A 24,868-nucleotide genomic window follows, 5' to 3' on the forward strand; every position below is an offset into this window, starting at 1 on the left:
GATATAACAAAAGAAATTATTTGCTTTTCGAGCCACACAGCATATTATTTGCGATCTTATTCAGATAGCGCTACATGTGCATGCATGGGTAGGAAAAGATTGCGTCTGTTAAATACAAAAATCAAACCACATCTCTTGCTGTGATGAAATTTAGGTAGAAAAGCGGCTTATTTATTGTTTTTTTAATATTATATTTATATAATTTTGTCCCATCGTTCTATATTGGTGAATGTGATTCGGTTTTATGCTGCTTCGGCTACTAAAAAATAACCTGGGCTGAGCGATGTCACAAAATCTAGCTGTTGCGATAAAAGTTTCTTTTGAATACCATATATGCATTTTTTGTTCACTTTTTTCACCTCAATCAATGATCGCTTTTGATTCCTATATTTTGTCGGTGCTACACCATTCGCCCCAAGCAACCGCTATTTATAATAACGGTGATCTGAATATCGCTTATGCTAATCAGGGTATGCTGGATATCTGGTGTGCTGATGAGTCCATCATTGGAAAGACCTTATGCGCCTGTTTTCCAAATTTTGTACAGGAAGGGTTTTGTTCTATTCTTAAAAATGTCTGGAAGACCGGCATTACTTATAATGCCACGGAAGTCGCCGCCAATATTGTGGTGGGAGACAGAAAAATCAAACGTTATTTCGACTTTGAGTATAAAGCGATACTTGATGAGAAGGGACAGACTTACGCTATATTGCACACGGCAAGTGATGTGACCGAAAGAAAATTGGCTAATAATAAAATGGAAAGACAGCGCGAGGAGCTTTCTTTAAGTTATAAATTGGACCGTTTGGCCAGTACCTTATCGCACGATCTGAAAAATCCATTATCTGTTTTAAAGATGGGAAATGATTTTCTGCTTAAAAATGAAGATCTTTCTGTTGACGTGGCTAAACGATGGTATAAAAATTTCTCTGAATCCATACAGAATATTGAATCCATCATCAACCAGACTTTGCAGCTCAATAAAGTACGTGGTTCAAAAAATATGGCTGATTGTGTCGAGATCGATAAAAGGATCGGAGAATGGATTAATGAAGTGAAGCTGAATTTTCCAGAACGACAGATCGAATTTCAGTTGGGACATCTCTATTCTTTAAATGCAGACAGTGGTGCGGTATATCAGATTTTTGTTAACCTGATTGGTAATGCTGTGAAATTTGCCAATAGTAAAGGGGCATATCTGCATATTGATAGTGAAGAGACAGATCAAGGTATTGTCTACATTTTTGAGGATAATGGAATTGGTATTCCTGAAGATGAATTAACCAAAGTATTACTCATGGAAGTTCGGGGTACCAATTCTTCACATATAGTAGGGTCAGGAATTGGATTATCATTGGTAAAAGATCTAATGGAATTTATGGGAGGCACTATCAACCTTTCAAGTGCTATAGGAAAAGGAACGGTTGTTCGATTATTTTTTCCGCAAAGTGTAGAGGATTGTTAGGAGAGGGTGAGAAGGTTAGAAAGTTAAAAGGTTAGAAAGCTATAGGGTGGCATGTTTATAATGTTTATTTGGTTTCAGTCATTCCTGCTAACGGGCCAGTAGGAAACGGGTTTAGTTTTGTCGCGATACTCCAATCTACCTGCTTCTATCAGTTTTTGGAGCTGGAATTCAAGGGTACGTACTTTGATATTCGATATTGTTAAATAAAAAGACAGTGGTTGACCAGGGTTATTCGCAATAAGGTCATACAATTTATCTATTGCTTCCATTTCTGCCTTTTCTTTTTCTTTATCGTTTTTTAATCTGGTGTTCTTATAATTAGTAAACTTAACTACTCGTGACCGATCTTCAGGTTTAATATAACGAACGACTTCGTTTATTGCCTCATGTTTTTTAGAGGTTTTGGTATAGATGAATTTTTCTTTTTTAGAGATCTCTCCGTCTGTTTTAATCGTATTTATTTTGAACCTAGTCAGTTCTTTTCCCACAAATTTATTCATTAAGTTATTGATATGTAAGGGAGATTTAAAATGCTGATAATTATTTTCAATTTCCTTTGTAATTTCTACGGCAGTACGATCTGTGAGAAAAAAATCTGTATAGTTGATCATATAGTCAAGGATACTGTACAGCTGTCCTTTTTGTTCTCTGGATATATTTTTCTTACGAATAAACTTCTGGACAGGTAATTCTACTGGAATTATTTCGTGTTCAGGAAGTGAATTGACCTTCTCTTTACAATTCATTCCATCATCGATAATTTCAAATCTTAATATTAACCTCTTCTTTTTATTGCCATATAGATAATCAAAAAGAATATGTGTTTCTATTCCAACGACAATAGCTAACGCATATACTTCATATGCTAGAAGATGGTCGTAATTTTTATTAAATATTTCGCTCAATGGTGATTCTTCTACATTTGTTGATGGACTTATAGCTATATGAGTGTTAAAAAATAAATCAGATAGTTTTTTAATTTCATATTCCGGATATTTCAATCGGATGATAGGCATATCTTTAAAAAAATGTTGACATATAAGGGATAGATCTAATCCGAGTGTATGTATTATCTTGAAAAAGGCTTTACCGGTTAACTGTATATTTTCATTTTGTATGATAGCTTCAACATCCTGCATCTTTCGGTTGATGATCGATTGATCATAAAATAGCGCATTTAGAAGCTTATTTATAAAGACATAGAAATCAGTTAAATTGCATAATTCTTCTTGATTTTTTTCCATTTGAATGTAATAATTAAATCTATGGTGTTTTAAAATTTGCATTAAATGTTGCAGTGAATGAAGACCCGCTTACAATTTTGTCTGTCTCATTCTTTAAAAAATCACAGCGGAGTAACCGAAATAATTAAAGGTTTTTCTGCCGCTCTATGTTCAACAATACCTATGTTAAACGTTCCTCCGATTTTGGATATCGTGTTAGTTGAGTAAGCATTTTGATCTATTGCGGATGAACATCGTCGAACTGTAATCATTGTGAGTGAATTATCTGATATTTCTGGAATAGATATACTGCTCAGCTCCTGATCGTTACTGCTTCTAATCTCCAATTGATAAGGACCTATAGAAGTTATTTCTAATGGAGTATAGTTTTGCTGTTGTACACTAAGGTTTCCCTCCTTCTTTTCGGATAGAGCTATGGATAAAAAAGACTTGAGATCGATTTTTATAGTCGCAGAGACAGATTGAGCCCTAGTTTCTGGTATGCCTAGTGTAATCAGGTAGAAAAATATCCCTAAAGATATCCGGAAGGTTTTATTCATTATTTATTCAGATTAGAAAATTATCTCTTTAAAGGTTCTATTTCTATCACTTACTAACTGTTTGTCGTGAAGAAACGATGTATTTCCTGTAACACAATATTAAAATTGGTCTTATTGAATATCAATTGTACTCCGCTTTTATGGAATATCTCTATTTCAGAATCCTTAATTGAGCTCGTGTAGCCAAATAGCTTAATGGAAGGAAATTTTTCTCTAATCCTGTTAGCTGTTTCTATCCCATCCATCAAAGGCATATGTAGATCAATAATGCATACTTGAGGTAATTCGGTACAAGCTTCCAGTTGATCAACTAGCTCTTGGCCATTGCTGCAATTATATAACAGATCAAAAATATTGTTCTGGTCGACGATGGCTCTTATAATAGTGCGCTGCAGGATACTGTCGTCCGCAAATGCAATCTTAATTTTTTTAACCATAATTTTTATCAATATGGAAACTTGGATTTAGTTTGTCGTGTTTTATGGTTTTGAATTTCAATATTTTATTTAATTTTTGTGTTTTTGGTCAATCTTTCTTGTTTTATTCGTTACTAACGAACTCTTTATTTCGGCTTTATCCTCATAGGATAATTTTTCTAGACAAAAGCTGAAGCAACTTTCCATTTCAATTAATATCCATTCTATTTTTGGAGCTACATATAGTTCTTTTTGTAATCTTTTCTCGTTCATCGTTGGTGCGCTTTAGGTTATTAACAATATCTAAAATGGAGCAAATTAATAGTCCAATTCAGACTGCTATTTATGTGTAATCACTTGGTTTTCAGTTGGAAATATTTTTTATCATATTTTGGAGCTATGTATTAGAGGAAGTTTAATTTCTAAAATTTGAGTATTTAGCGGGGATTGTATAATTTTCCATTACCTAAGAAAAAAATACAGTATTTATTATTTTACTAGGAAAAAATTAGTACCTTTGAATAAGGTGAATGTAGTCTGAATTGGACTTCTGCGAATATGGTATTATCTTTATTCACAGATAAATAACGATATAGTTCAATGATTAATTTTGATTTTACCCTGCAGACGCCCAACCCAACAGCCACGATTTTTATTAGAATTTTTGATGAGTTTCAGAAAGAACATCTACTGAAGACTCCACTAAAAATATGTCCGTCCATGTGGGATGAGGAGAAGCAAAGACCTAAAAACATCTATTTAAAGAAATTTAAAAAATTGAATAATAAGCTGGACAATCTGAAAATTGCTATAGCTGAATATTTAGAAAATATTAAAAATACGATGCAACTTTCTCCAAATAGGTTGCAGCAGATTATAAAGAAATATAGCTCAAGCTCAAAAATTGGCTATCCAAAAGATAGTTTGTTAGAGCATATAGAGTCCTATATAAATAGCCGATTGCATTTAATTTCTTCCTCTACATCAAAACGTTATATGGTTTTTCTACATTTGCTTGAACGTTTTGAAGGTAATCGAAAGAGGCATCTTCTTTTGCCCGAGGTTAATGCTTCTTTTGTAAAAGAATTTCTAGAATTTGGAGATTTTGAAGCATATAATAAAAGTACCATTCATCGCACCATCTATTTTGTTAGGACTATTCTTAATTTTCTGGAAAAGAGAGGTGTTCGTACGTATGTTTATGAACTTGAACTTCCGAGGGAGAAGAAATCAAACTTATTTGTCACGCTGAATGAGGATGAATTAATCAGGATCAAAAGAACTGAGGTCCCGGAAGATCTGAAGGCAGCAAAAGATTGGCTTATTATCAGTTGTTATACCGGTCAGCGTGTTTCTGATTTTATGAATTTCAATATGGAGAATATGGAAATTATACATGGAAAACCTTGTATGTCCTTTGTGCAACAAAAGACGCAAAAGGAGATTTTATTGCCTTTACACCCCGCCGCATTGAATATTTTGGCTCAAAATGCTAATATTTTTCCTGAAAAACTTTCCGCCCATAAATACAATTGCCAGATTAAAGAGGTGGTTAAACTGGTGGGGATAAACAATCTTGTTAAGGTCCGGAAAAGATTGGGATTTAGATCAATTGAAATGCTCGTGCAAAAATGGGAGGCTATTGCCAGCCATATCGGACGTAGAAGCTTCGCTTCAAATTTTTACGGTAAGATCCCGACTTCTTTGTTGATGGAAGCTACCGGACATACGACTGAACAGATGTTTCATAGGTATATTTCTACAATTGACACCGAAAGAACTCGGTCTTTAGGGCAATATTTTGAAAAATCATATAAAGATAAATTTTTAGTCGCATAAGTGTTTAGGTTAGAAAGTTAGATGGTGAGCTGGTTAAACTTTGTGTGACTCCGTTACTGGTCACTTGTTACTTCATAGTATTTGATTGTAGTATTTAGTAATTGCAAGGTTAGAAAGCTAGAAGGTGAGTTGGTTAGTAGGTTAGACCTTTTGTTACATTGGGAATTTTATTTTTTTTAGCCTAAAAAGATGCTTTTTTGGATGTAAACCAATGATTTTGGTGATTTTTAAGTGTTTTTTGTCCACTTTTGGTAAAATGCTTAAAATTATTTTTTGTACATTAGTTTAATATGGAATTAGCAAATATTACAAAAGAGAGACTTGTAGAAGCTCAAAAAAATGGATATACTGCAATTATTACGAAGTACAATTCAAATCCTTTGGATCCGATCTGGATCTTTGAAAAAGTAAAAAAAGATCAGTTTTTTCAATTTTCGGAAAACCTTCAGGATACCTATCAGCTGTGCTACCAGATTTCGGAAGCAATTGATACCGTAGAGGAATACCCTTTTATAGGAAAGGTTACTTTGCCAGATTAGGATTGAGAAGCAAAAAAACGAAAAATATACTTATTTAATATGAGAGCCGATTAGGAGAAATCCTATCGGCTTTTTTATTTGTATATTCTAAGGGAATTAAAGCTAGTTCACATCTTATGTTATTGTTATATTCTTTTAAATTGTCAACGAATCGTGATGTTTTCAATCTGTTCCTATATCATCCTATTCTGTTTTAGAAGTATAGGCATATATACAGATCTGTCCATATTGATCTCATGTGCAAATCGGCTGTACTATTATCTTACATTAGAGATAAAACTATTATCCCCCACATTACGGTGATGAGGGGGATCGTTACAGGGAAAGATCACTTATTTATTTAAAAGTCATCACCATTTTTCTTAAATCTTTTTCAGGAGAGGCATGCCAAAACCCGCATTAGAGGGAGGAACCAATTGACCATTTTTTATCTTATATCCCGAAAGATCAACATCATCTGACGTGCTCGTTACTCCTTCAATAGTGACCGTGTTACCTAGTCCGCCTGTGAGATGTGCCGTATAGTATGTCTTAAGTAAAGATCCCCATGCGTGAGGCGATGCCTGCACACTCAATTTCTTCAATTCGGACATCAGCTTTCTCCAGTTTGTAAAACCGAGACCTTCGATATCGGTAAGATGTACATCTAAAAGTTTCTTTTCAAAAAGCTCTTGTAAAAGCTTTGGATCCGGATCGGCTTCACCATCTGCCAATAAGGTAATTCTGCCTGTTTTTTTTATATAACTTCTCAATTTTTGATAATCAGCAACGGTTTCATGGAAGGGTTCTTCGATCCAGAATAGCTTTACTGAAGGAATTCCTTCGAGATACTGGATGAATTGGTCAACGGAGAAACCGTTGTTGCCATCCACTAAAATACCGCAATCTGGAAAGGCTTTTGCGACGGCATTGGTAACATCGATATCACGCTGTAGGCCTTCTTTATAGGGCATCCATTTATAACCTCTACCGATTTTGAGTTTGAACTGTCGATATCCTACTTCGTAATCATACCGACATTCTTCGAGTATACGGTCGATACCTGCAGGCTTTTCCGAGGGCTCGAGATCATCAAAGTAGATCATACCACTATAGTAATCGGTTAGATACGGTGTTTTTCGACCAAGTATTTGATAAACCGGTTTCTGCAATATAATACCCGCGAGATCATGGAGAGCCATGTCAAAAGGGATATGTCTAGCTTCTAAAGTTCCGATATCAGATGCAAAAATCTCGGATACTTTTTTACCCAGTAGTTCTTTTGCGATCTGCTCTGCATCTCTTCTTGATCCGCGGAGTGAGGCCCATCCCATCGCGCCTTTGTCTGTTGTAATACAGCAGATCTCGACATTGGGGCCATATCCATGGAGGTCAAGGCGTGCATTTTTTCCGACAAGTCGGGGATATTTCATCTGAACAGTGGAATATTTGATTTCCTGGATCCGATGATAGGACAATTCTTTATCCTGCGATTTATTGTCTAGGAGAGAGGTCAGCGTCATGGCATGTCCTGTTCCATTATACAGTATTGCAGAAGCCATGCCTACGTTTAAAGCCTGTAAAAATGTTCTTCTTTTCATATTTGGTTTATTTTTGATTTTAATTAACTAACCAATAATTCTTATACGATTATTTTTACCCTCACTCAACCGCTTCCTGATTGCTTCATCGAGACATCGCAAAACGAAATGGGCTAGCAATAAAGGCAGTACCATACCTCAAGCAATGACCAGAACCATTTAAGTTTATCAGTTCTTTTTAATACGATAAACGATTGAATTAAAGTATCATCGTATTTTTTGAAAGTTACATCAAAATATAAAAATCATTATAGCACATTTGTTTCAATCGATTTCCAAATCGTATCATTATTATATAAAAGACATATATGATTTTTCATTAATGTATTCTGGGAGGAGTATTGATAAAGTCAGAAATAATTCAAATTTGTTAATGGTCTTAATATATTAAACCTAAAGAAGCTAGCTTTTTTACTGCTGTGTAAGTGTCCATATCATTTCCCTTACAGGTTTGGTGGGATCTTCCATGACCCCTTCGGTCATGAGAAATTACTCTATATCTTTTTACAGGAAAACATCATCTGTGCATCCCAATCATCTAAAACTGCTGTTATCTAGATGAACTTCATCTCTGTGGCTTTATGAATTAAGGAGGCTGTATTGACTACCCCAAATTTCTGTAGCAAATTTCGGCGATGGCTCTCGACTGTTAATGGACTGATGAACATGTGTTCGCCGATTTTTGCTGTAGTATGCCCCTGGGCCATCAGCTTGAGTACCTCGCGCTCGCGTTGGCTAACGGATGGTATGTGGTCTTTCTTATTGCTTAAGATAAAGCTCATCTCCTTGCTTAGCACCTGCTCGCCCCTTACCACAGCCTTTATTCCTTCGATCAATTCGTCGGTAGATACATTTTTTAGCAGATATCCCATTGCTCCGGCTTTTAACATACGTAATGCGATGCTTTCTTCGTTGTGGTTGCTGATCGCAATGATCTGGGTCTCTGGATATTTTTTTTTGATGATTTCTGTTGCATCAATACCATTCATCTCGGGCATATTGATGTCCATAAGAACCACATCTACGGCTTCGGCTGCTAAAAATTCGAAAGCGTCTTCCGCGCTGTTAAATGAACCGCGTAGTTTGATTGTCGAAGTGTTTTTCAAGATAAACTCGAAGCCATTGAGTACGAGTGGATGATCATCGATGATAATTACTGAAATCATATTATTTGATTAGTTCAAATTGAATGTGAAAAGATGCGCCTTTACCTATGGCAGCATCAATTTCTAAGCGGCCATTTAAAATATCTACTCGGTTACGGATATTAGATAATCCTATTCCTCCCTGTTTGGAGTCCTGCATAGACGGATCAAATCCCTTGCCGTTATCTTCAACGGTGATATAAAAATAATGATCTGCCTCCGAACATTGCACCCAGATCTGGGTTGCACCGCTGTGTTTTAACGCATTGGTGAGCAGTTCCTGCACGATACGATATACAGCAATCAGAAAAGACTGGGGGTAATCTGACTGCAAGTTAGTGGCTTGAAAATCTATCTTTAGCTGCGGTTGATTCATCGCATTGCATAGATCGCGTAGGGATAACTCCAGTCCCATGTACAATAAAGACTCGGGCATCATATTTCGGGCTATTCGTCGAAGTTCATTCACCGAATCGTCCATTTGATTGATAATTGTATATAAATCCATTGCTGAATCTGTTTGTGGCTGTACTTTCGCCTCTCTATTTGCAACAGCTGACAATTTGAGCTTTACGCTGGCTAGCATACCACCTAGACCGTCATGTAGATCGCGTGCTATACGGCTGCGTTCTCGCTCTTGTCCTTGAACCATGGCATTGAAGAGGTTAAGTTTTTCCCGTTGTGACGCTAGCTTTTTTCTGTTTCTGGACGATATGTACCAAATGAGACTGAGCATACCCAGTATAATTGACGTGAGCAGGAAAATGCCGGCAAACAGGCGTGTGCGCTGCATTTTAAGCTGTTGCTGCTGATGGGCTGCTTTTACGCGGAGGAGTTCATTTTCTTTCTCACTGGTCTGATATTTCTTTTCCAGTTCCAGCGTGAGCGCCGTGCCTTTATCTGCAAGAAGGGTATCGAGTACAATTTTATGTTTTTCAAACCATTTTACAGCCTCCTGATAGGCTCCTAGCTGTACCGCAGTAGTTGCTAGATTATAATAAACCATTTCTTTATTCTTCAACGAAGGATTTTTTTCGATGTAGGGAAGCACTTCACGCAGTTTCTTCATCGCTGATGCGGGCTTGTTTGCTGTTTGAAATGCCGCGGATTGGCTGAATAGTATAGAGGCAACCATATCGCTGTTATGCTGCTCTTTTGCGCCCACCAGTGCTTTTTCGAAATAAATATGGGCAAGGTCGAAATCTCGTTGTTTTTCCCAATAGCTTCCTTCTACGCTGTAATAGGTTGGGAGGTAGGAAGAAGCTGATACTGATTTTGAGGTATGGGAAGCACTGTCTAAAAAGATTCGGGAATGTGTATATTTATTATTGAGCAACGCGTTGCGTGCTGCATTAACAAAGAGGGTAAAGCGTTGCTCGGCCGCAGCATTCCTGTCGTGCAGTAAGGTCAAGGCATTGTTGTAATATTGCTCGGCTTTACTGTATTCCTGTAGATTCATCAAAGCCATCGCGACATTCTGAAGATTATTGCCCCAAAGGGTAGAGTCTTTAATGCTCTTGGCCATGGGAATAACTTTGTCGATCAGCACCTGCACATACTCGTGAGCTTTTCCTTCACGTTGTAAAAGTGCACCATAGCTTCCCCACAAACGGGCTCGGTAATGTGTCGCAGAAATTTTGCTTTTCGTGGGTATATCACCCTTGAGGAAGTTTTCGGCCTGCATGTAGAGTTTCTTTGCTTGCGCAAGATCGACGTCAAACTGGATAGCTCCGAGATAGAAACTCAGCAGTCCTTGGTAATAGTCCGTATTGGCTTTATCACCCAGCAATTTTCTGCTAGCGGAAACGTAGTGTAATGCTTTTTCTGTATTGTAATCGGACCAAAAGAAGCTCAGATCCAACAATGCCAATGCTTTTTCTTCGGTGTCTTCGATCTGCTGCAACTGCCTGTACAAACTATCGCTATATTGCGTCAATTGCTCTGGTGACTGTGCAGATGTATTACCAATGGAAAGTAAGAAATACGCAAAAAGTAACAGGATTTTGTACATTATTTAATTGATCGTTTTTTGAAATTACAGATTAATCATCATATTAACAATCTGGAACCATACCCATTGTTACTCCTGATGGGCTCCATATCGGTACCAGGCGCATCTCGCACCCGTCACCGTTGTCGTCATCAGCGATCGTCCGGCGCGTATCAAAAGTGAGTTTGAGCGACGATCCGCTAGGGAAGGGACCATTTTCTGCTTTAAAATTCACGCGCATGGTCATGCTAGCCGTTTCCTTTTTTAGGGATCCTTCGAATGACATCTCTTGCTGCGTATTCTTGATCGCACCCGTGATGTTTTCGTCGATGATGCGAAAGAAAATGCTTGGATCTGTTGTGTCCATACGGTATGTAGAGCGATCGTATTTGCCACGCACTTTAAAATTCATTTCTCCCAGATCACCAAAATCGGCCATAAATACCATCGATACGGAGTCTGCCGTGGCTTCAATCAATGCAATCCGACCTTCACCTTTCCAGGTATAATCATTAGCCCCATTTTGGGAACGTATGCCTGTGGCCGTGCCTTTAAACGGGGTGCCTCCAAAGATCTCGTTGAAATTTTGGTTTGCCTCCTGTTCATTATTCTCTTTTGCACAGCCTGTTAGCAATAACATAAATGCCAGAAGCAATGTTGAATGTATCGTTTTCATCGTTTTCTCATTACGTTATACATTAGCGCCAGATCATCTGTCCACCTGCCGTTTCAATCCTGTCTTTGCCTTTTAGGACCACGGGTATGACACCGGTTGTGTTTGGCGCAATTGGATCCACATTATACTCTTTGCCATCATTGGGGATAATCTTTAGCGACCACATCCAGCCAAAGGGTCCGGTCTGCCTGTATTCAGTGCCTACGAGTAGGTGTTTTCCATCGGGCGAAAACTCGGGTACGGATTCTTTAAAATTGCTGGTGGTCACCTTTTTCAGGTTTGTCCCATCCATATCCATGGTATACACATGGTTTGCAATGCGCACAGCGAGTTGGTTGCCTGCGGGATTGACTGCCACGTCGCCCCAGTCGTCATATTTCATCTCTTTCAGCAAAGTTCCGGATGTATAGGGTGGGGCCAAGCGTATGATATAGTTGTTATGCGTTATCAAAAGCGCGTTGCCAGGCAGCCATAAACGCTGGTCATTAAAACCCAGCTCCTCCCCGTTGATGTTGTAAATACGGACCACGAAGTCGCCATTTCGTTTTAGAATCGTGATACCGTCTGCCTTATCGTTCGAAAGCACAACAATATGACTATTGTCGGGCGAAAGATATCCCTTACAGTACGCATTCAGTCCCGGGCTCTGGTATACAAATTCCTCAACTATGCTGCCGTTCGTTATGTCACTTAGGGTAAAGCGTATGGGGTATTTGCCCAACGTTTGCTCACTCACGACCGTAAGTTTGTATCTGCCATCTCTTGAAATGTCGAAGTTGTTGAGTTTGGAGTTATCGGGAATAAAGGTGGATCCCACCGCATCGGGTAAACTCACTTTGAGGATTCCCTCGGTTGCCCAGTCGTAATATATTGTTCCTTTTAACGCGGACGGGTAGCCATTGTCACCACCATCTGGCCCGTTATTATCCTTTGAACAGGCAGTTAGCAGCACCAGATATACCACTATCAGTAATAAATTTGTCTTTTTCATCCTTTTATTTTTTTTATTCATTAGTCGATTTTCTCTTCAAGGCATTCATGCTGCCTTCAGTGGCTTCAGTTGTGATATAGCTACCAAGATTTACTCATTTCCATATGTGATTATTCATGCACAATTCTTTTTTTAGTGATATTCATGAACTCGTTTTACTTGATTTGAATAAATCATGATGGTTTCAGCTTTACTTATTTATTTAGGAGTGGCATATAGGCACCCGGATTAAATCAACTCCTCCATTATATAAGTTGAATACCGGTCGTGTCTCCCATAACACATTATTGCAGTTAGTCATATTATCCTGTGTGTCGCTTTGAGCCCTGTTTAAAGTCATTTTTGTCGTCAGAATCGAAGAAGCTGGTATATTGCCGTCTGCAATCAGATATTTCATGCGAATGGTTAGAATAGCACTGTCGTTAGAAAGATACCCATCCCAGGTAAATTCCTTGTTACCATCGGAAACTTTACCTTCCATTTTACCGTTTTCTTTGATGGAAAATGTGCCACCTTTAAAGGTGGCATTCCAATTCTTTCCTTGCTGTTTTCCGGGTATGCCGAGTGTAAAGCCATCGCCCTTAGGTAAATTAACGATCACTGCTACCGTAACACTATCTCCATATATTTTATCAACATTTAGGGAAGAAGTACCGGAGAGCGAGGGTAAAGCATCGCTTCCCCCAACCTGCAGGGTGGATTTGGCATCGCCCAAGTAAGCTTCGTCTTGCATGGCGCTGATGAAATCATTTTGAGCCGCATCCCTGTCATTACCTGTGTCTTTGCCACAGCTTAGATGTAAACATAGTCCTAACATCAATAGGCATCCTCGATATAAAATAACCACCAGTTTCTTCATACGTGCGTTTTTATCTTTTACTCTAACAAATTTAATGTCTGTGTGATTACTGGTCAATCCACGAAAACAAGGATTTTCATTATGGGATATCGTTTGCTAGAATTATTTCCATAAAGCTTGGAGGTCTTTAAAAAACTTTAAAATATTTTAATTAGTATGTCTTGACTAAAGATCCCCATGCGTGAGTCGATGTCTGCACACCCAATTTCTTCAATTCGGGCATCAGTTTTCTCCAGTTTGTAAAACCAAGACCTTCGATATTGGTAAGATGTACATCTAAAAGTCTCTTTTCATATTTGGTTTATTTTTAATTAACTAACCAATAATTCTTATGCGATTATTTTTACCCTGACTCAACCGCTTCCTGATCGGTTTATCCACACATCGCAAAACGAAATGAGCTAGCAATACAAGCAGAAGCATACCCACTCCAATGATCAAAGCACATCTGAGTCTATATGAGGGTTTTCTTAACTACGATGGGATATGCCTTTTACAGGCTTATCGTATTTTTTGAAAGATATATTAAACTATAAAAATCATTATAACGTATTTGTTTCAGTACATTTTCAATTTGTATCATTAATTATTAAAATTCTTCATGATCAGTATCAATTTACATGATGCGGAGAATAGCTCGTATATCTACTGTAAGAATAAAACAAAACAAGGGCAAAAAACATCTATCAATATAAAAGCTGGACAAATTTTATTTGAGATAATAAAGCATTAATGTTGTTTTTGGTGAAGTTCGACATATACAAGATACAAGGAAAAATTGCTGGACAAATGAGCTTCCGGTTTCTCCATTAGGAAGAAACTAATTTGAGTACGCTTATTTTAGATGCTGATGTGTTTGACTTGAATAGGTTCTTATGAATAGAAAAATAAGCGATGAAATTCTAAAGGATATCAAGTAAGATTTGTGTGATGAGGTGAGATAAAATTAACCTGCCAAGGTTTTTTTTTAGTAAAAAGGACTTCAAATTTTTGAAGTCCTTTTTAGCTATTTTACGATGCTATCAGTTGCAATTCTATTCTTTAAATGTATACCATATTGTTAAGCTGAGCTTATTATTAATGATCAAAAAAACGACTGTAATATGATGCTATCACTTATCTCGGTAGGCTTTCTGGACGACGCATACGATAACTGGTGGCTGTAATAGCATGTAAAAAAGCTTCAATATCTTTGATTTCTGATTTACTCAGCTGGAGTGGTTGCATCAGTAGATCAGTAACCGGGTAAAGCGGATCTTTCGCTTTTTGCTCAGCAGTGGCTGAATTCATCTGCATACCGCTGTTGTACAAATTCAACAACCCTGTCATGTTCCAAAATAATCCATTATGCATCCACGGATCTGTATTCATAATATCACGAAGCGAAGGGGTTTGAAAACGGCCGATATCGTTGGGGTCTTTGGTGACTTCATAACGACCCAGATCCTCAAATTTCCGTTTGTAATAAGTAAGACCGATATTGTGGTATAGGTTGTCCGTAAAAAACTGTCCACTGTGACAGTTCATGCAGCGAGCTTTTGTTCGAAAGAGGTGCAACCCACGAATCTCCTGATCGGTCAATACCTTATAGTTCCCATCTAAAAATTCGTCAAAACGGCTTCTTCTGCTGGTTAGTGTACGTTGAAATGCAGCCAGAGCCTTCAAAACTTCAGGCATCGAATAATCCTCTTCGTCAAATGCGGCTTTAAAAAGTTTGTTGTAGGCCGGAATAGCTTTCAGTTTGGGGATAAGTTGGGTGAGATCCATGTTCATCTCATGAATAGCCTCAATAGGACCTAAAGCCTGCTCTTCCAGAGAGCCGGCCCTGCCATCCCAAAATAGCGCCTTACGGGCATAGACATTTAATAATGAAATTGTGTTCCGCTTTCCTTCAAGATGATCATTGCCGATCGAGACTGTCAATTTATCTGCCCAAGAAGTTTGCGGATTATGACAACTGCTGCATGATATTTGGTTGCTCCCTGATAGGATGGGATCAAAAAATAATAACTTGCCCAGTTTGACATCAGGGCGCTCCATTAATGAAAAATAATTCGAATCAATTTTTGGGAGTGACTTGAATTCAGCCCACTTTACGCCTGGATCAATTGTCGGACTAGGCCATTCATGCACTGGACGTGCGTAAGACTGACGTAGCTCCTCCTGGTGTGAATATACAAAGGAGGATAATACAACGCCCAATGTCAATAGACTTATTATAATACTTTTTTTCATTTCTCTCTCTTTTACAAATAGAAGTTGACACCCATGCGCCAATTTGTATTTTGACCTCTGAAAGCCTGACTCTCCTCAAGGACTGTTTTTAATTTGGAGGCAGATTCAAATCGAAGATCGATAAAAAACGCCGTTTTTGTTGTGTTGAATATCTTGCTTGTCAGATAGGATAGTTTTGTCTGTAACGCAAAGATATCGGCATCATAATAATAAAATTCAGGATAAGCAATACCTCGTGTGTACGAATTGATCTGGCTCTCTGGAACTTGGAGGCTATTTGTTAAGACAAATCGGTAGGAGGGCGTTAACTGCAGTCGAAAGCGGTCTGCAGACTTTCCTATTTTGGACCACGATAGGGGTACTGCCAGATCAATCCAGCTGTGTTCAGCGAGATGTTCGGTTAGCGCATCGTCACGTTTGTCGTACGCACTTTGTACCGAGATTCCAGCCTCTTTGGGCGATGTTGACGCTGAAGCAAATGCTTTACTGTACAATAACCCCATGTTCCATCGGTTTAAGAAGTAATTTTTGCCTTTATGATAAACACCATCATGACCGCTTGTGCTTTTTAGGTTGAAGCGTACCAGGTTGCCGTTGATCCGCTTGTCCGTGAAGAGCAAGTCTAAGTCAATTTGGTCCAGGTCGAATGTTTGTTTAACATGGTAATTCTGCATGTGACGGACATCATTGGTGTTTTCATTGTTACGCTTTATATAGCCTGCTGACCAATACAATGTCCAGCTCGGTTGGATCCATGTACCAGCTAATTCTAATCCGCGATATTGATCGTATTGCCGAAGTGAGGTAGAATCAAGTTGTTTGGTATAGCCGTAGCCAAAACTTGTAAAATGATGATACTCCGGCAGGAAAGCTCCATTATTCAGCCTACTGTTTTTATAAGTGATATCGGTCTGCGCCTTGCCGTATCCCCAAATACCGGAAACAGAAAAATGCTGCTGACTTCGGGTGACATACGAAATACTGGGTTTTAGCAAAAATTTCATGCTATAGTGTTCCATTCTTGGATCAACCGAGCGCGTGGACCAATGATGGGTATAATTGACCTGTAGATCAGCCTGCCATTGTTGATCTATTTTGTATCCCAGATGTGCCTGTGCATCGTAAGTCTGACGTTCAAATTTTCCGGCTTTAGGTGTATAAAAATAACCCGGAATGCTGCTGTCATCCAGACCGCCTAAAAAATAAGCAAGGCTATCTTCCCAGGTTTTTGCATAACGAAATGCGCCAGAAACTACAATCTTATCCGATAGATAGCTGATTCCTCGGGCCTCAAACGCCGCTACAGTGGTTTTTTGGGCCATCTGACTGGTGCGATAGTTCTGATTTCTACTGTCATAATAGACTGTCACGTCTCCAAAATTTTGCCGCGCGGTATCCTGTAATAAAACGCTGTGACCAAAAAGATACTGCATCTTTTGTTCGCCGGATTTGCTCCAAAGCAATGAATCTGAATGATAATTCTGTTGGGCATGTGCCAAAGAACAAAAACAGAGCAAGATGAAAAGGCTAAAATATCGCATAGTAAAAATTATTGAGACAGACGGAGCTGTCTCAATGCGTTAAAATATTAATCAATAAATGAACTCCCCGATTTGGATGCGTCGGCTTTGTTCAGGTAACCAAAGTCTTCACTGGAGTTATTGGTATCTTTTAAGATACGGCGACCATTGACAGTTTTTAAAGTTTTACGTACGAGTGACTGGCTGGAATATTGTCCGGCTGGTACAAAAGTACGCACCGCATCCAGCGCGGCAGGTAGACGTTTCGGTATACGCTGACTTTCTGTTGGATGCATGACCTCTACAGCATCATCGATATAGCTGACCGGAATCTGAAGTAGTTTCTTTGTTGCGGCGGTAATCTCGCGTTGATCAGGTGTGGCTACGGTAGGTAGCGATTTTACCGCTGGTAAATTTTGATTGGCTTTAAATAGGATGAAGGCATCGCGTCCGTTGGCCTTTAATATCATCTCATTGCCCGAAATAAAGTAAGTGACATCCATATTTGGAACATTGGGGTTATCAATATCATATTTGTATGGAGTGCCACCCAGATAAGCGACCAGATTGGTCTCGAAGTCTGCTTTGGATAGATTGACGGTCAGGTTTGGATCGGTAATATTTACATTTGTATTGCTGTTGTCAGCATAAGATGCGGTATGATCTACTGCTGTCGCCGCAATAATGATACTTTGACCGGGCTGAACGGGATATTTCTTGCCTGTACCATCACTTGGTACCATAAATACGCTATTTGCATACACATAGTCTTTATTGGCATCCAGTCCGGCACCAACAGTAATGCCAAGTGATTGGGTCCAGTCGTACTGATTGCTGCCCGAGAGAAAATATGGTCCGCTATTGTTGTTGTTTTTTCCTTCTACCTGGCCAATATAAAGGCTGTCGGCATACATTACGGCATTGGAATTGTTGTAAATTTCCAAAAATTGATCCCTGAAAGTTGCGCCTTTTACGACATCTGATCCTGCATAATAGATTTGCTTAAAGACCCAATTGCCGACTTTACCAATGGCGAGGTCAAGCTGCTGCTCGGTATCTGAACTGACGTCCAGTCGGTCTAAAGCGCCGTTGAATGTCACCTCTTCTTCCGTATAAATTCCTGTTTTTTGCGTGTATTCCTGTGCGCTGACCACAAGCACAGCAGATACATCGTAAGAGCCAGGAGTTATGCTGGCAAAGACCACTTTTCCTGTAGAAGATTCCGTTGCAGAGTAGGCTGCATCTGTGGTACGGTTAGTGATTTTGACGACTGTTTTTGAGACATCAAAGGATATGTCGCCTTCTGCAGCTTTTAACGTAAGGTTGAGTGATACTGGACGTACGCGGTCGTCATCAGACTTTTTACATCCCAGGACGATGCTCATGATGAGCATGACGATGATGAGTAGGTTTTTGTTCATTTTATTAGCTGTGTTATCTGTTAAAATTTTATTGTTGTTCCTATGGTTAAGCTGGGTTTAGTATTGGGATTGAATATCCGCTCGACACCATTATCAAGTGTGATAAGCCTATATGGCCGCAGGTCCAAAAGATTGTAGACGCGCATATTGATCCTGAAGTTTTTTCGGATCTCCTTCTCAAAACCCATATTCATCGTCGTATAAACAAACGGTGTATTTTCTGTTTTACTGTCTTTGGTCTGTTTGACAAGTGTATTGAATGGAGCTCCCTTTGCCTCATCTGCGGTGAGGGTATAGTATCTGATGTTGTCATCAAGATAGGCTATCGGATCCTGGCTGCTCAGGGTCTGGTTTTCACCCATAATATTGATATCCAAAGAAAGGTTGATGACAAATCCAATGCGCGAAAAATGTGTTACGGTGTTCAATTTTGACATCAACGATTTTGTCGATAGCAGCAATGGTTCATAGTAGAGCGTTTTGATATAGCGGTTATCATTCAGATAAGTTTTTGTTTCGGGAGTAAAAGCATCGTTAAGCGCACTTTTCGCTTTTGTATAATTGTATGAAGTATTGAGGGAAAATGAGGTTGCTATAACGGGAATTTTAGGGGTAGATAGATACCATTCAAAACCGTAGCTTTCCGAGGCTAACCCATTGGTCAATTGATGGTCAATGAAACCTCCGGTAACAAGCGTTTCTCCTGTTGAAGCATATTCGAATTTATTTGTTGTTTGATTTAACCAGACCGTATATTGGGGCAGCTCATATCGGCGCAAGTTGTTCATCGCATAGAAACCGTCACTGTTTTTCTTGTAATACGCATACATGGATGAATTGACCCAGAGACTTTTGCGCTCTACACCAAATTCCACCTGAAATGATTTGGATGGTTTGATTCTGCTATTGTCGATCTGTATTTTATCCGTGTATAAAAGATACAACGAAGGATCAATACCACCGGCACTTGCGGTGATCAGGTCATAATCAATAAAAGTAGGTCCGGGATATAACTGGGCGAGAGAAGGTGCTTTGGTCGCAATGCCCAGCGCTCCTGTAAATGTCCATCGCTGGTTCCATTGCAGTCGCGAATTGAAACGGGGCTGAACGGTACCGTAGCCATTTTGTACATCATAACGTACACCAAGATTGTTGGAAACGATGCGGCGACCCAATGTCAGGTCAAACTGATCTTCGAGGTAGAGACTCCAGTTTTTGGCCGATGGAATATGCTCAAAGGAATAGGGGCGCAAATTCTGTTGATTGTAACCGACCAATCTAGGGCGCTCGGGGTCAGAAACTACACCTTGTCCACCATTATTCGAATAATTAAAACGCGTACCATAGCTCAAGTTGTGACTAACAGACCCTAACTGTACATAGCCATTTGCAGAAAGGTTGACTGATGCATTAACGGGCTTTCCGATGATCAATTCTTCCGTCATTGTTGATAGGTACACATACTTACCTTCATAAATACCTGTGGTATCTAAATAGGCAATGGGTGTAAGACCTCGGTTAACCGCGTAGCTGGCATAAGATTTTTGTTTACCCAAAGAAATACTGCTGTTGACCTGCAAATTTTTCATCCATTGTTTACCGATTTGGATCCCCATACGGTTGTTCAGTGAAAATGTATTGTTGGTAAATTTGGAGGTTCTGAGTGTTGCATCATCGGGGTCCTGGCGGCTGTTGTCGTTACGGCCCGAATAATCCAGTGAAAGCGTATTTTTAATCTTTCCAAAAACATTGGTCCACATTAAACTTTGTGTGTAGCGATGAAAAGACTTGACTTTATCTTTCGGATCGGCGTTACTGTAGGTCCAGTTGGTGCTGGAATTTAGTGCTCCCCATTTGGGTGATAATAAAAACCCCTTACTGAGCGAACTGTTGGTAGAGCCTCCATTGATATTAAAACTGGCAACATAAGGACTCTTTCCGGCCTGTCGATCTATAATGACAGCACCATTGGTTACTTCGCCATACCGAGCAGGAGCAATACCTTGAATGACCTCTATTTTTTCAATATTGTTAACGGGTATATCACGCAAGTCTATACCCTGAAAAGGAGTATCGTAGCTCTTTGCGTTCTGGTTGCCAAAATAGCTGTCGCGATACCCATTTGAGGTAAGGGTACTCCCATTAAGGCCGCCGCGCGCAAGTCCTCTGGTCTGTAGATTGGCATCATTGGAAATTCGCATATCATCAATGACAATGGCGATCCCCTGTGAATTATTTAAGTCAAACACAGGATTGGAAAGTCCTCCGCCACGTAAGGTGAGTGTCGATAGACTATTGAGGTCTAGAGGTAATGTTTTTTTTCCGGGTAAGGCATTCATGACGTCTACCAGACTGAAAGCCTGCAGCTGATCGATCGCCTGCTTGTCAATATGAATGGACGAATTGGAATGACCATTATTATTTACATCGGGTAAAATATTGACTTCGTCCAAGGTCAGAGATAGTTCGCGGAGAACAATAGTCTGACGCTCTTTTGATTGTTTTGTAGTATAGGAGCGATTGAGGGTCTGTTTTCCAAGATAGGCTACTTTAATACGAATGGAATCATGGGTTTGAACGTCAAAATCAAAATTTCCCGAACGATCGGTCATGTAGCTGATATTAGTAGTTAGGGAAGTGACCGATGCAAAGGGTAAAGGTAGTCCTTGCTCATCTTTTACCGTTCCATAAAACCGCTCTTGAGCATTGACCATAACAGCCATGCTGCAAAAAACAGATACCATTAATTCTTTTTTCATAAGCATGCATAAAAATGCATAATTCAGCTTGTGCTATAATAGCTGAATTAAGATGGTGCCAAAATTAGCTTAAAAAAACGTGTTTTTAAAATTATTTTTAATCAATCTAAATATAGAATAAGGTAATTTTAAATTTTGCATGCAAAAAAACGTATTTTTAAATTTAGCTTCTTTTGAATTTTAGCTATAAAGATTCAAGGGGACGATTTGGACCGGAGTTCTGTTTGCTACAGTTTTAAGAAGTTATCCAGTTGAAATATAGCGACAGCCTTATTCGCTAAGGATGCTTGTTGCGAAGCGGGATCTTTTGTTCTTATAGGGCGTTGGATATTATGATACAGCAACTATTCTTGGTGCCCCTTTAGCAGAAGGAAGCCCCTATTGTCGAATCTCGACGAAAGGATTAAATATGATTTAAACAGATTAATTATGTTGTTGTGGGAGATGAACATGGAACTGTGAATGACTATTTGGGATACAGATGGAAAAATGTTCCAGAGGAGGATTCATGGTTATTTTTTATTATTCTCGCCGTCAGAAGAACAGCTCCGTTTTGGTCGAAGCTAAATGGATTATGGAATAAGGGTTAAATCAATGAAAAATCCGAGTTTCCTTTGCAAACAGATCTAGAAATTAACGTAAGCACAAGACAGGAAGATTTTGCAATCTAATTTTACCCTGAGAAATAATAAACTCAGGGCAAAATTAAAATATTGACTTCTGCCAATCCACAAAAGCTTATAGATTCAAAGCTTTTATGGATTTAATTATTAACAATTTGTCTTACACAGCGGATGTTCCTGCCCTCGGCATTATTGTTATTAGGGTAGGTTACATTTCCCCAAGAAAATAACCATGCAACTCTTGTGAAGGCAGACTTCACAGCATACGATGTATTGGAGTCTCTATTGTCTGAAGTCCAATAATGACATTCACCAGAAGCAAAAGCACCTAAAGCGATACCACCTGGACTTCCCACTACTGATGTTCCTCCACCAGTTACGTTTGGTTTAGTACGGTAGCCTCCAAATGATAACGTAAGATCATTGTCATCATAAGCAGGATTAGCGGGGTAGTCACTATCTCTATTCCACTTATAAGCATATTGCGCACCCCAGAATAGTCCCAACACCTCTTGTTTATTATCAGGTTGTCCTGCGGCCTCCCACTCTTTCTTTGTCGACATACGCCAAGTGCCTGCTGGATAGACGGATGTACAAGGGTCAACACTGTTAGCTGTCCCAGTAGGTGTAGCGGACTTCCAATTCCAAAATTCAGTATCTTTTGTCGCTGGAGTTGACCCCCCTGGATTAGATTTTAATCTATAACGGTCCATCTCATTTGCGTTATACACCAGATTGGATCGTGCCCATAAAACACCGTTAACTTTAACAGGAGATTCAATAAGGCGGATATTCAATCCGTAGGTGCTGCCTATTGTAGGGCTATAAGCTCCTGGATAAGTATATGTTACTGGAGTAAATGTTCTTACACGTGTATCGTCTAATGTTACTTTTAAAGTGTTTAATTTCATCTTGAAGCTATTGGCAGGAATTGTTGCCGTATTTAATGTAAAGAAGCTTGCGACTTTAACTGTATTGGCAGGATTTCCATTTTCCCCCACCATTGACGATGCTAACACTGCTTTATCTACATTCACCACATTATTAAACTGCCCTGTTAACATATTCAAATCACCCATTTGCAAAACAGTCGTATTTGAGCTGCTTTTAACTAATGAAATGCTTGTACTATTTTCTATTCTGGCAAAAAGCCCTCTAACATTCAATTTGACTTGAATTCTAGCAGTCATGCGCTTAAATGTAATATCCAAATAATTTTCACCGTTTACAGTATTGACATTGCCTGAAGCATACAAGACATCTTTGTTTTCTAGTCCACTACGGGAGATTACTCCGGCGCCATTAATATCTGGAACACTTGCATTCTTTTCATTTACAGAAAATGCGTACCAAGTATATTTCTTATTGGCGTCTACCTTGATTTGTGGATCGACTCCTGAAGTAGCAACTTGATTCACCACTAAAGTATGAGTCGCATCATAGATCAGAAGTCGGAATCTAGTGTTATTTTCCATTGAAGAAGATGCTGCCTTCGTTGTACTTGAGGCAGCTTTCTTGCTTAAAGTATCGGATGAGCTAGTCTTTGCTTCCAATGGAGCTTCCTGACCGACCGTACCTTCTCCAAAATCCACAAATGCGTCTACACCCCCCAAAGATACCAACGATTGCTTATTAATGCCGCTATTTCCTTTATTGGACATTTTTAAGTTACTAGGTATTCCGCCGACTATTGCTTCTTCTATTCCTTTCACACCAACTTTTAATACTGCGCCGTCTCCAGCTGGAGCCATCTGTTCATCTTTCGAAGAGCAGGATGTGAAACTGGTGAGTAATAAGCAAAATACAGCCAATCCGGATATGTTTCTTCTTATGTTATTTGATATTATACTTTTCATCTTGTCTTTTAATTTGCTGGAATATTAAATATCAAAGTCCGAGTTCTGACCACCACCATCAAACCAATCTTCAGTTTTAGGATTGGAAGGATTGGACGAGTCTCCAGGGTTGACCGACGCAGATCCTGCGGCAATGCCCTGTTCTAATACAACAACCGTAGCATCGACCCGTGGCACGACATATGGTTTGCGTTTTTCTTGTTTTTTCATACTTAAAAATTTTAATTTTGATGTTCTTAATTTATTTGGTACAGTAGCTATTGTGACAGCAATACTACAACCATAAATAGTAAAACGAACTGTATTATAATTGTTTATGTTTTATTTGTAGAGGCGGGTTGACATCATGTAGTGAAATAGCTACGTGTTAACTTGTTTGTGTATATTTTAGTATTTAAATATGTTTTATATTAAATGGTTAATAAAATTACATGTTTACACATGTGTGTTTCCCCTTGTATTTAATGAGGCAGATTTTTTATGAATAATTAAGCTTTATTTATCAATATGTTGTAGAAAGAAAACTACATGTTGTAATGAGGCCTCTACAGGACGACAATGAGATGTTAAGAAAGCGCATTTTTTTTGTAAAAGGAATCATCTTTGTTATGGATATTTCATGATTTAGGAGTTTACAATAAATTGTAAACCAAAATAAACTACAATGGAAAGGAATAATAATGATTTAAAGAGAGTGTCGAATAAAGCTCGGCTACAATCTGCAATTTCAGATATAATAAATGGTTACTTATTGTTAAATGAGGCTGTAGAGAAATATGAAGTTGCAGCCTCCACTATTATTAAATGTCTAAAAAATATCCGAGATGAAAAGGAGGGGATGTTACAATTGAACAATTCTAAGACACAAACTAGGGCTACAAACGACTCAGGAAATATAGAGGAGAATCAATAAAAATAAATAACTGAACAAATGAAAAATAGCAAAGACATAATTGAAATTTTAGATAATAAATATAGCACATATTTGGAAGATGACGGAAAATGGCTCCATGAAGGATTTAGCAATATTTTTAGAGAGAGAGTTCCTAAAAGAGAGAATTTAAAAAACTCGGTATATCTGATGTTACCCCTGGAGATCAGGATAGATCTAGATCAGCTTTTATAGGGCCTAAGTCGCTTACATTGTATGTGTGCGGTCATCAGAAAGTCT

The 24,868-nt window shown here is 38.8% G+C and carries 20 protein-coding genes; 5 read left to right on the forward strand and 15 right to left on the reverse strand.

Going from position 1 to position 24,868, the window contains the following annotated elements; translation table 11 throughout:
- The first annotated feature begins 367 nt into the window (after window positions 1-367).
- Entirely contained in the window at window positions 368-1,465 is a 1,098-nt protein-coding gene (locus M2265_RS17470) for a PAS domain-containing sensor histidine kinase (protein ID WP_165905876.1), read from the forward strand.
- Window positions 1,466-1,539: 74 nt separating this feature from the next.
- Here the strand turns inward: M2265_RS17470 and M2265_RS17475 are convergent, their stop codons facing one another.
- The 3 genes from M2265_RS17475 to M2265_RS17485 form a co-directional block, all read right to left on the reverse strand.
- Window positions 1,540-2,709, reverse strand: a complete 1,170-nt coding sequence (locus tag M2265_RS17475; RefSeq protein WP_132769705.1) for a hypothetical protein — start codon at window positions 2,707-2,709, stop codon at window positions 1,540-1,542.
- Window positions 2,710-2,810: 101 nt separating this feature from the next.
- Entirely contained in the window at window positions 2,811-3,248 is a 438-nt protein-coding gene (locus tag M2265_RS17480) for a hypothetical protein (protein WP_132769703.1), read from the reverse strand.
- Window positions 3,249-3,301: 53 nt separating this feature from the next.
- The gene (locus tag M2265_RS17485) at window positions 3,302-3,685 is read right to left on the reverse strand and encodes a response regulator (RefSeq protein WP_132769701.1); all 384 of its coding nucleotides are present in this window, start codon (window positions 3,683-3,685) and stop codon (window positions 3,302-3,304) included.
- A 579-nt stretch (window positions 3,686-4,264) separates the two neighbouring features.
- Here M2265_RS17485 and M2265_RS17490 point away from each other — a divergent pair.
- On the forward strand, window positions 4,265-5,503 hold the full coding sequence (locus M2265_RS17490; protein WP_132769699.1) for a phage integrase SAM-like domain-containing protein: 1,239 nt from the start codon (window positions 4,265-4,267) through the stop codon (window positions 5,501-5,503).
- A 290-nt stretch (window positions 5,504-5,793) separates the two neighbouring features.
- Window positions 5,794-6,042, forward strand: coding sequence for a hypothetical protein (locus M2265_RS17495; RefSeq protein ID WP_021190102.1), 249 nt, complete (start codon window positions 5,794-5,796; stop codon window positions 6,040-6,042).
- Window positions 6,043-6,404: 362 nt separating this feature from the next.
- Here M2265_RS17495 and M2265_RS17500 read toward each other — a convergent pair whose 3' ends face one another.
- The 12 genes from M2265_RS17500 to M2265_RS17555 all read right to left on the reverse strand — a co-directional run bounded on the left by M2265_RS17500 (window position 6,405) and on the right by M2265_RS17555 (window position 23,907).
- Window positions 6,405-7,622, reverse strand: coding sequence for an enolase C-terminal domain-like protein (locus M2265_RS17500; RefSeq protein ID WP_132769697.1), 1,218 nt, complete (start codon window positions 7,620-7,622; stop codon window positions 6,405-6,407).
- Between the two features lie 554 nt (window positions 7,623-8,176).
- Window positions 8,177-8,788, reverse strand: coding sequence for a response regulator transcription factor (locus M2265_RS17505; RefSeq protein WP_132769695.1), 612 nt, complete (start codon window positions 8,786-8,788; stop codon window positions 8,177-8,179).
- Window position 8,789: 1 nt separating this feature from the next.
- A complete protein-coding gene (locus M2265_RS17510) occupies window positions 8,790-10,778 on the reverse strand; it encodes a sensor histidine kinase (protein ID WP_132769693.1) in 1,989 nt (662 codons plus the stop codon).
- Between the two features lie 43 nt (window positions 10,779-10,821).
- Window positions 10,822-11,433, reverse strand: a complete 612-nt coding sequence (locus M2265_RS17515) for a hypothetical protein (RefSeq protein WP_132769691.1) — start codon at window positions 11,431-11,433, stop codon at window positions 10,822-10,824.
- A gap of 22 nt (window positions 11,434-11,455) precedes the next feature.
- Window positions 11,456-12,424 carry a hypothetical protein gene (locus tag M2265_RS17520; protein WP_132769689.1) on the reverse strand — a complete coding sequence of 323 codons (969 nt, stop codon included), beginning with the start codon at window positions 12,422-12,424 and terminating at the stop codon, window positions 11,456-11,458.
- Window positions 12,425-12,626: 202 nt separating this feature from the next.
- On the reverse strand, window positions 12,627-13,283 hold the full coding sequence (locus M2265_RS17525) for a hypothetical protein (protein ID WP_132769687.1): 657 nt from the start codon (window positions 13,281-13,283) through the stop codon (window positions 12,627-12,629).
- 1,116 nt (window positions 13,284-14,399) lie between these two features.
- Entirely contained in the window at window positions 14,400-15,518 is a 1,119-nt protein-coding gene (locus M2265_RS17530) for a cytochrome-c peroxidase (RefSeq protein ID WP_132769685.1), read from the reverse strand.
- 11 nt (window positions 15,519-15,529) lie between these two features.
- Window positions 15,530-17,059: a DUF6850 family outer membrane beta-barrel protein gene (locus M2265_RS17535; protein ID WP_264599358.1), complete on the reverse strand. Its 1,530-nt coding sequence runs from the start codon at window positions 17,057-17,059 to the stop codon at window positions 15,530-15,532.
- A gap of 47 nt (window positions 17,060-17,106) precedes the next feature.
- Complete coding sequence (locus M2265_RS17540; protein ID WP_165905875.1) at window positions 17,107-18,243, reverse strand: DUF4876 domain-containing protein; 1,137 nt, start codon at window positions 18,241-18,243, stop codon at window positions 17,107-17,109.
- Window positions 18,244-18,479: 236 nt separating this feature from the next.
- Window positions 18,480-21,218, reverse strand: coding sequence for a carboxypeptidase-like regulatory domain-containing protein (locus tag M2265_RS17545; protein WP_165905874.1), 2,739 nt, complete (start codon window positions 21,216-21,218; stop codon window positions 18,480-18,482).
- Between the two features lie 763 nt (window positions 21,219-21,981).
- A complete protein-coding gene (locus M2265_RS17550; RefSeq protein WP_132769678.1) occupies window positions 21,982-23,697 on the reverse strand; it encodes a hypothetical protein in 1,716 nt (571 codons plus the stop codon).
- Between the two features lie 24 nt (window positions 23,698-23,721).
- Window positions 23,722-23,907, reverse strand: coding sequence for a hypothetical protein (locus M2265_RS17555; protein WP_132769676.1), 186 nt, complete (start codon window positions 23,905-23,907; stop codon window positions 23,722-23,724).
- 454 nt (window positions 23,908-24,361) lie between these two features.
- On the opposite strand from M2265_RS17555, the gene M2265_RS17560 reads away from it, so the two are divergent.
- Window positions 24,362-24,610 carry a hypothetical protein gene (locus M2265_RS17560; RefSeq protein ID WP_132769674.1) on the forward strand — a complete coding sequence of 83 codons (249 nt, stop codon included), beginning with the start codon at window positions 24,362-24,364 and terminating at the stop codon, window positions 24,608-24,610.
- Between the two features lie 18 nt (window positions 24,611-24,628).
- Window positions 24,629-24,823 (forward strand): hypothetical protein, encoded by a 195-nt coding sequence (locus M2265_RS17565; protein WP_132769672.1) that lies wholly within the window; start codon window positions 24,629-24,631, stop codon window positions 24,821-24,823.
- Window positions 24,824-24,868: the final 45 nt, after the last annotated feature.

The sequence above is a fragment of the Sphingobacterium kitahiroshimense genome (assembly GCF_025961315.1).
In the GTDB taxonomy this organism is placed as follows: Bacteria; Bacteroidota; Bacteroidia; order Sphingobacteriales; family Sphingobacteriaceae; genus Sphingobacterium; species Sphingobacterium anhuiense.

Excerpts from the sequence above, each read along its gene's own strand:
- M2265_RS17470 (WP_165905876.1), top strand. The coding sequence starts at position 368 with ATGATCGCTTTTGATTCCTATATTTTGTCGGTGCTACACCATTCGCCC.
- M2265_RS17475 (WP_132769705.1), bottom strand. The coding sequence starts at position 2,709 with ATGGAAAAAAATCAAGAAGAATTATGCAATTTAACTGATTTCTATGTC.
- M2265_RS17480 (WP_132769703.1), bottom strand. The coding sequence starts at position 3,248 with ATGAATAAAACCTTCCGGATATCTTTAGGGATATTTTTCTACCTGATT.
- M2265_RS17485 (WP_132769701.1), bottom strand. The coding sequence starts at position 3,685 with ATGGTTAAAAAAATTAAGATTGCATTTGCGGACGACAGTATCCTGCAG.
- M2265_RS17490 (WP_132769699.1), top strand. The coding sequence starts at position 4,265 with ATGATTAATTTTGATTTTACCCTGCAGACGCCCAACCCAACAGCCACG.
- M2265_RS17495 (WP_021190102.1), top strand. The coding sequence starts at position 5,794 with ATGGAATTAGCAAATATTACAAAAGAGAGACTTGTAGAAGCTCAAAAA.
- M2265_RS17500 (WP_132769697.1), bottom strand. The coding sequence starts at position 7,622 with ATGAAAAGAAGAACATTTTTACAGGCTTTAAACGTAGGCATGGCTTCT.
- M2265_RS17505 (WP_132769695.1), bottom strand. The coding sequence starts at position 8,788 with ATGATTTCAGTAATTATCATCGATGATCATCCACTCGTACTCAATGGC.
- M2265_RS17510 (WP_132769693.1), bottom strand. The coding sequence starts at position 10,778 with ATGTACAAAATCCTGTTACTTTTTGCGTATTTCTTACTTTCCATTGGT.
- M2265_RS17515 (WP_132769691.1), bottom strand. The coding sequence starts at position 11,433 with ATGAAAACGATACATTCAACATTGCTTCTGGCATTTATGTTATTGCTA.
- M2265_RS17520 (WP_132769689.1), bottom strand. The coding sequence starts at position 12,424 with ATGAAAAAGACAAATTTATTACTGATAGTGGTATATCTGGTGCTGCTA.
- M2265_RS17525 (WP_132769687.1), bottom strand. The coding sequence starts at position 13,283 with ATGAAGAAACTGGTGGTTATTTTATATCGAGGATGCCTATTGATGTTA.
- M2265_RS17530 (WP_132769685.1), bottom strand. The coding sequence starts at position 15,518 with ATGAAAAAAAGTATTATAATAAGTCTATTGACATTGGGCGTTGTATTA.
- M2265_RS17535 (WP_264599358.1), bottom strand. The coding sequence starts at position 17,059 with ATGCGATATTTTAGCCTTTTCATCTTGCTCTGTTTTTGTTCTTTGGCA.
- M2265_RS17545 (WP_165905874.1), bottom strand. The coding sequence starts at position 21,218 with ATGAAAAAAGAATTAATGGTATCTGTTTTTTGCAGCATGGCTGTTATG.
- M2265_RS17550 (WP_132769678.1), bottom strand. The coding sequence starts at position 23,697 with ATGAAAAGTATAATATCAAATAACATAAGAAGAAACATATCCGGATTG.
- M2265_RS17555 (WP_132769676.1), bottom strand. The coding sequence starts at position 23,907 with ATGAAAAAACAAGAAAAACGCAAACCATATGTCGTGCCACGGGTCGAT.
- M2265_RS17560 (WP_132769674.1), top strand. The coding sequence starts at position 24,362 with ATGGAAAGGAATAATAATGATTTAAAGAGAGTGTCGAATAAAGCTCGG.
- M2265_RS17565 (WP_132769672.1), top strand. The coding sequence starts at position 24,629 with ATGAAAAATAGCAAAGACATAATTGAAATTTTAGATAATAAATATAGC.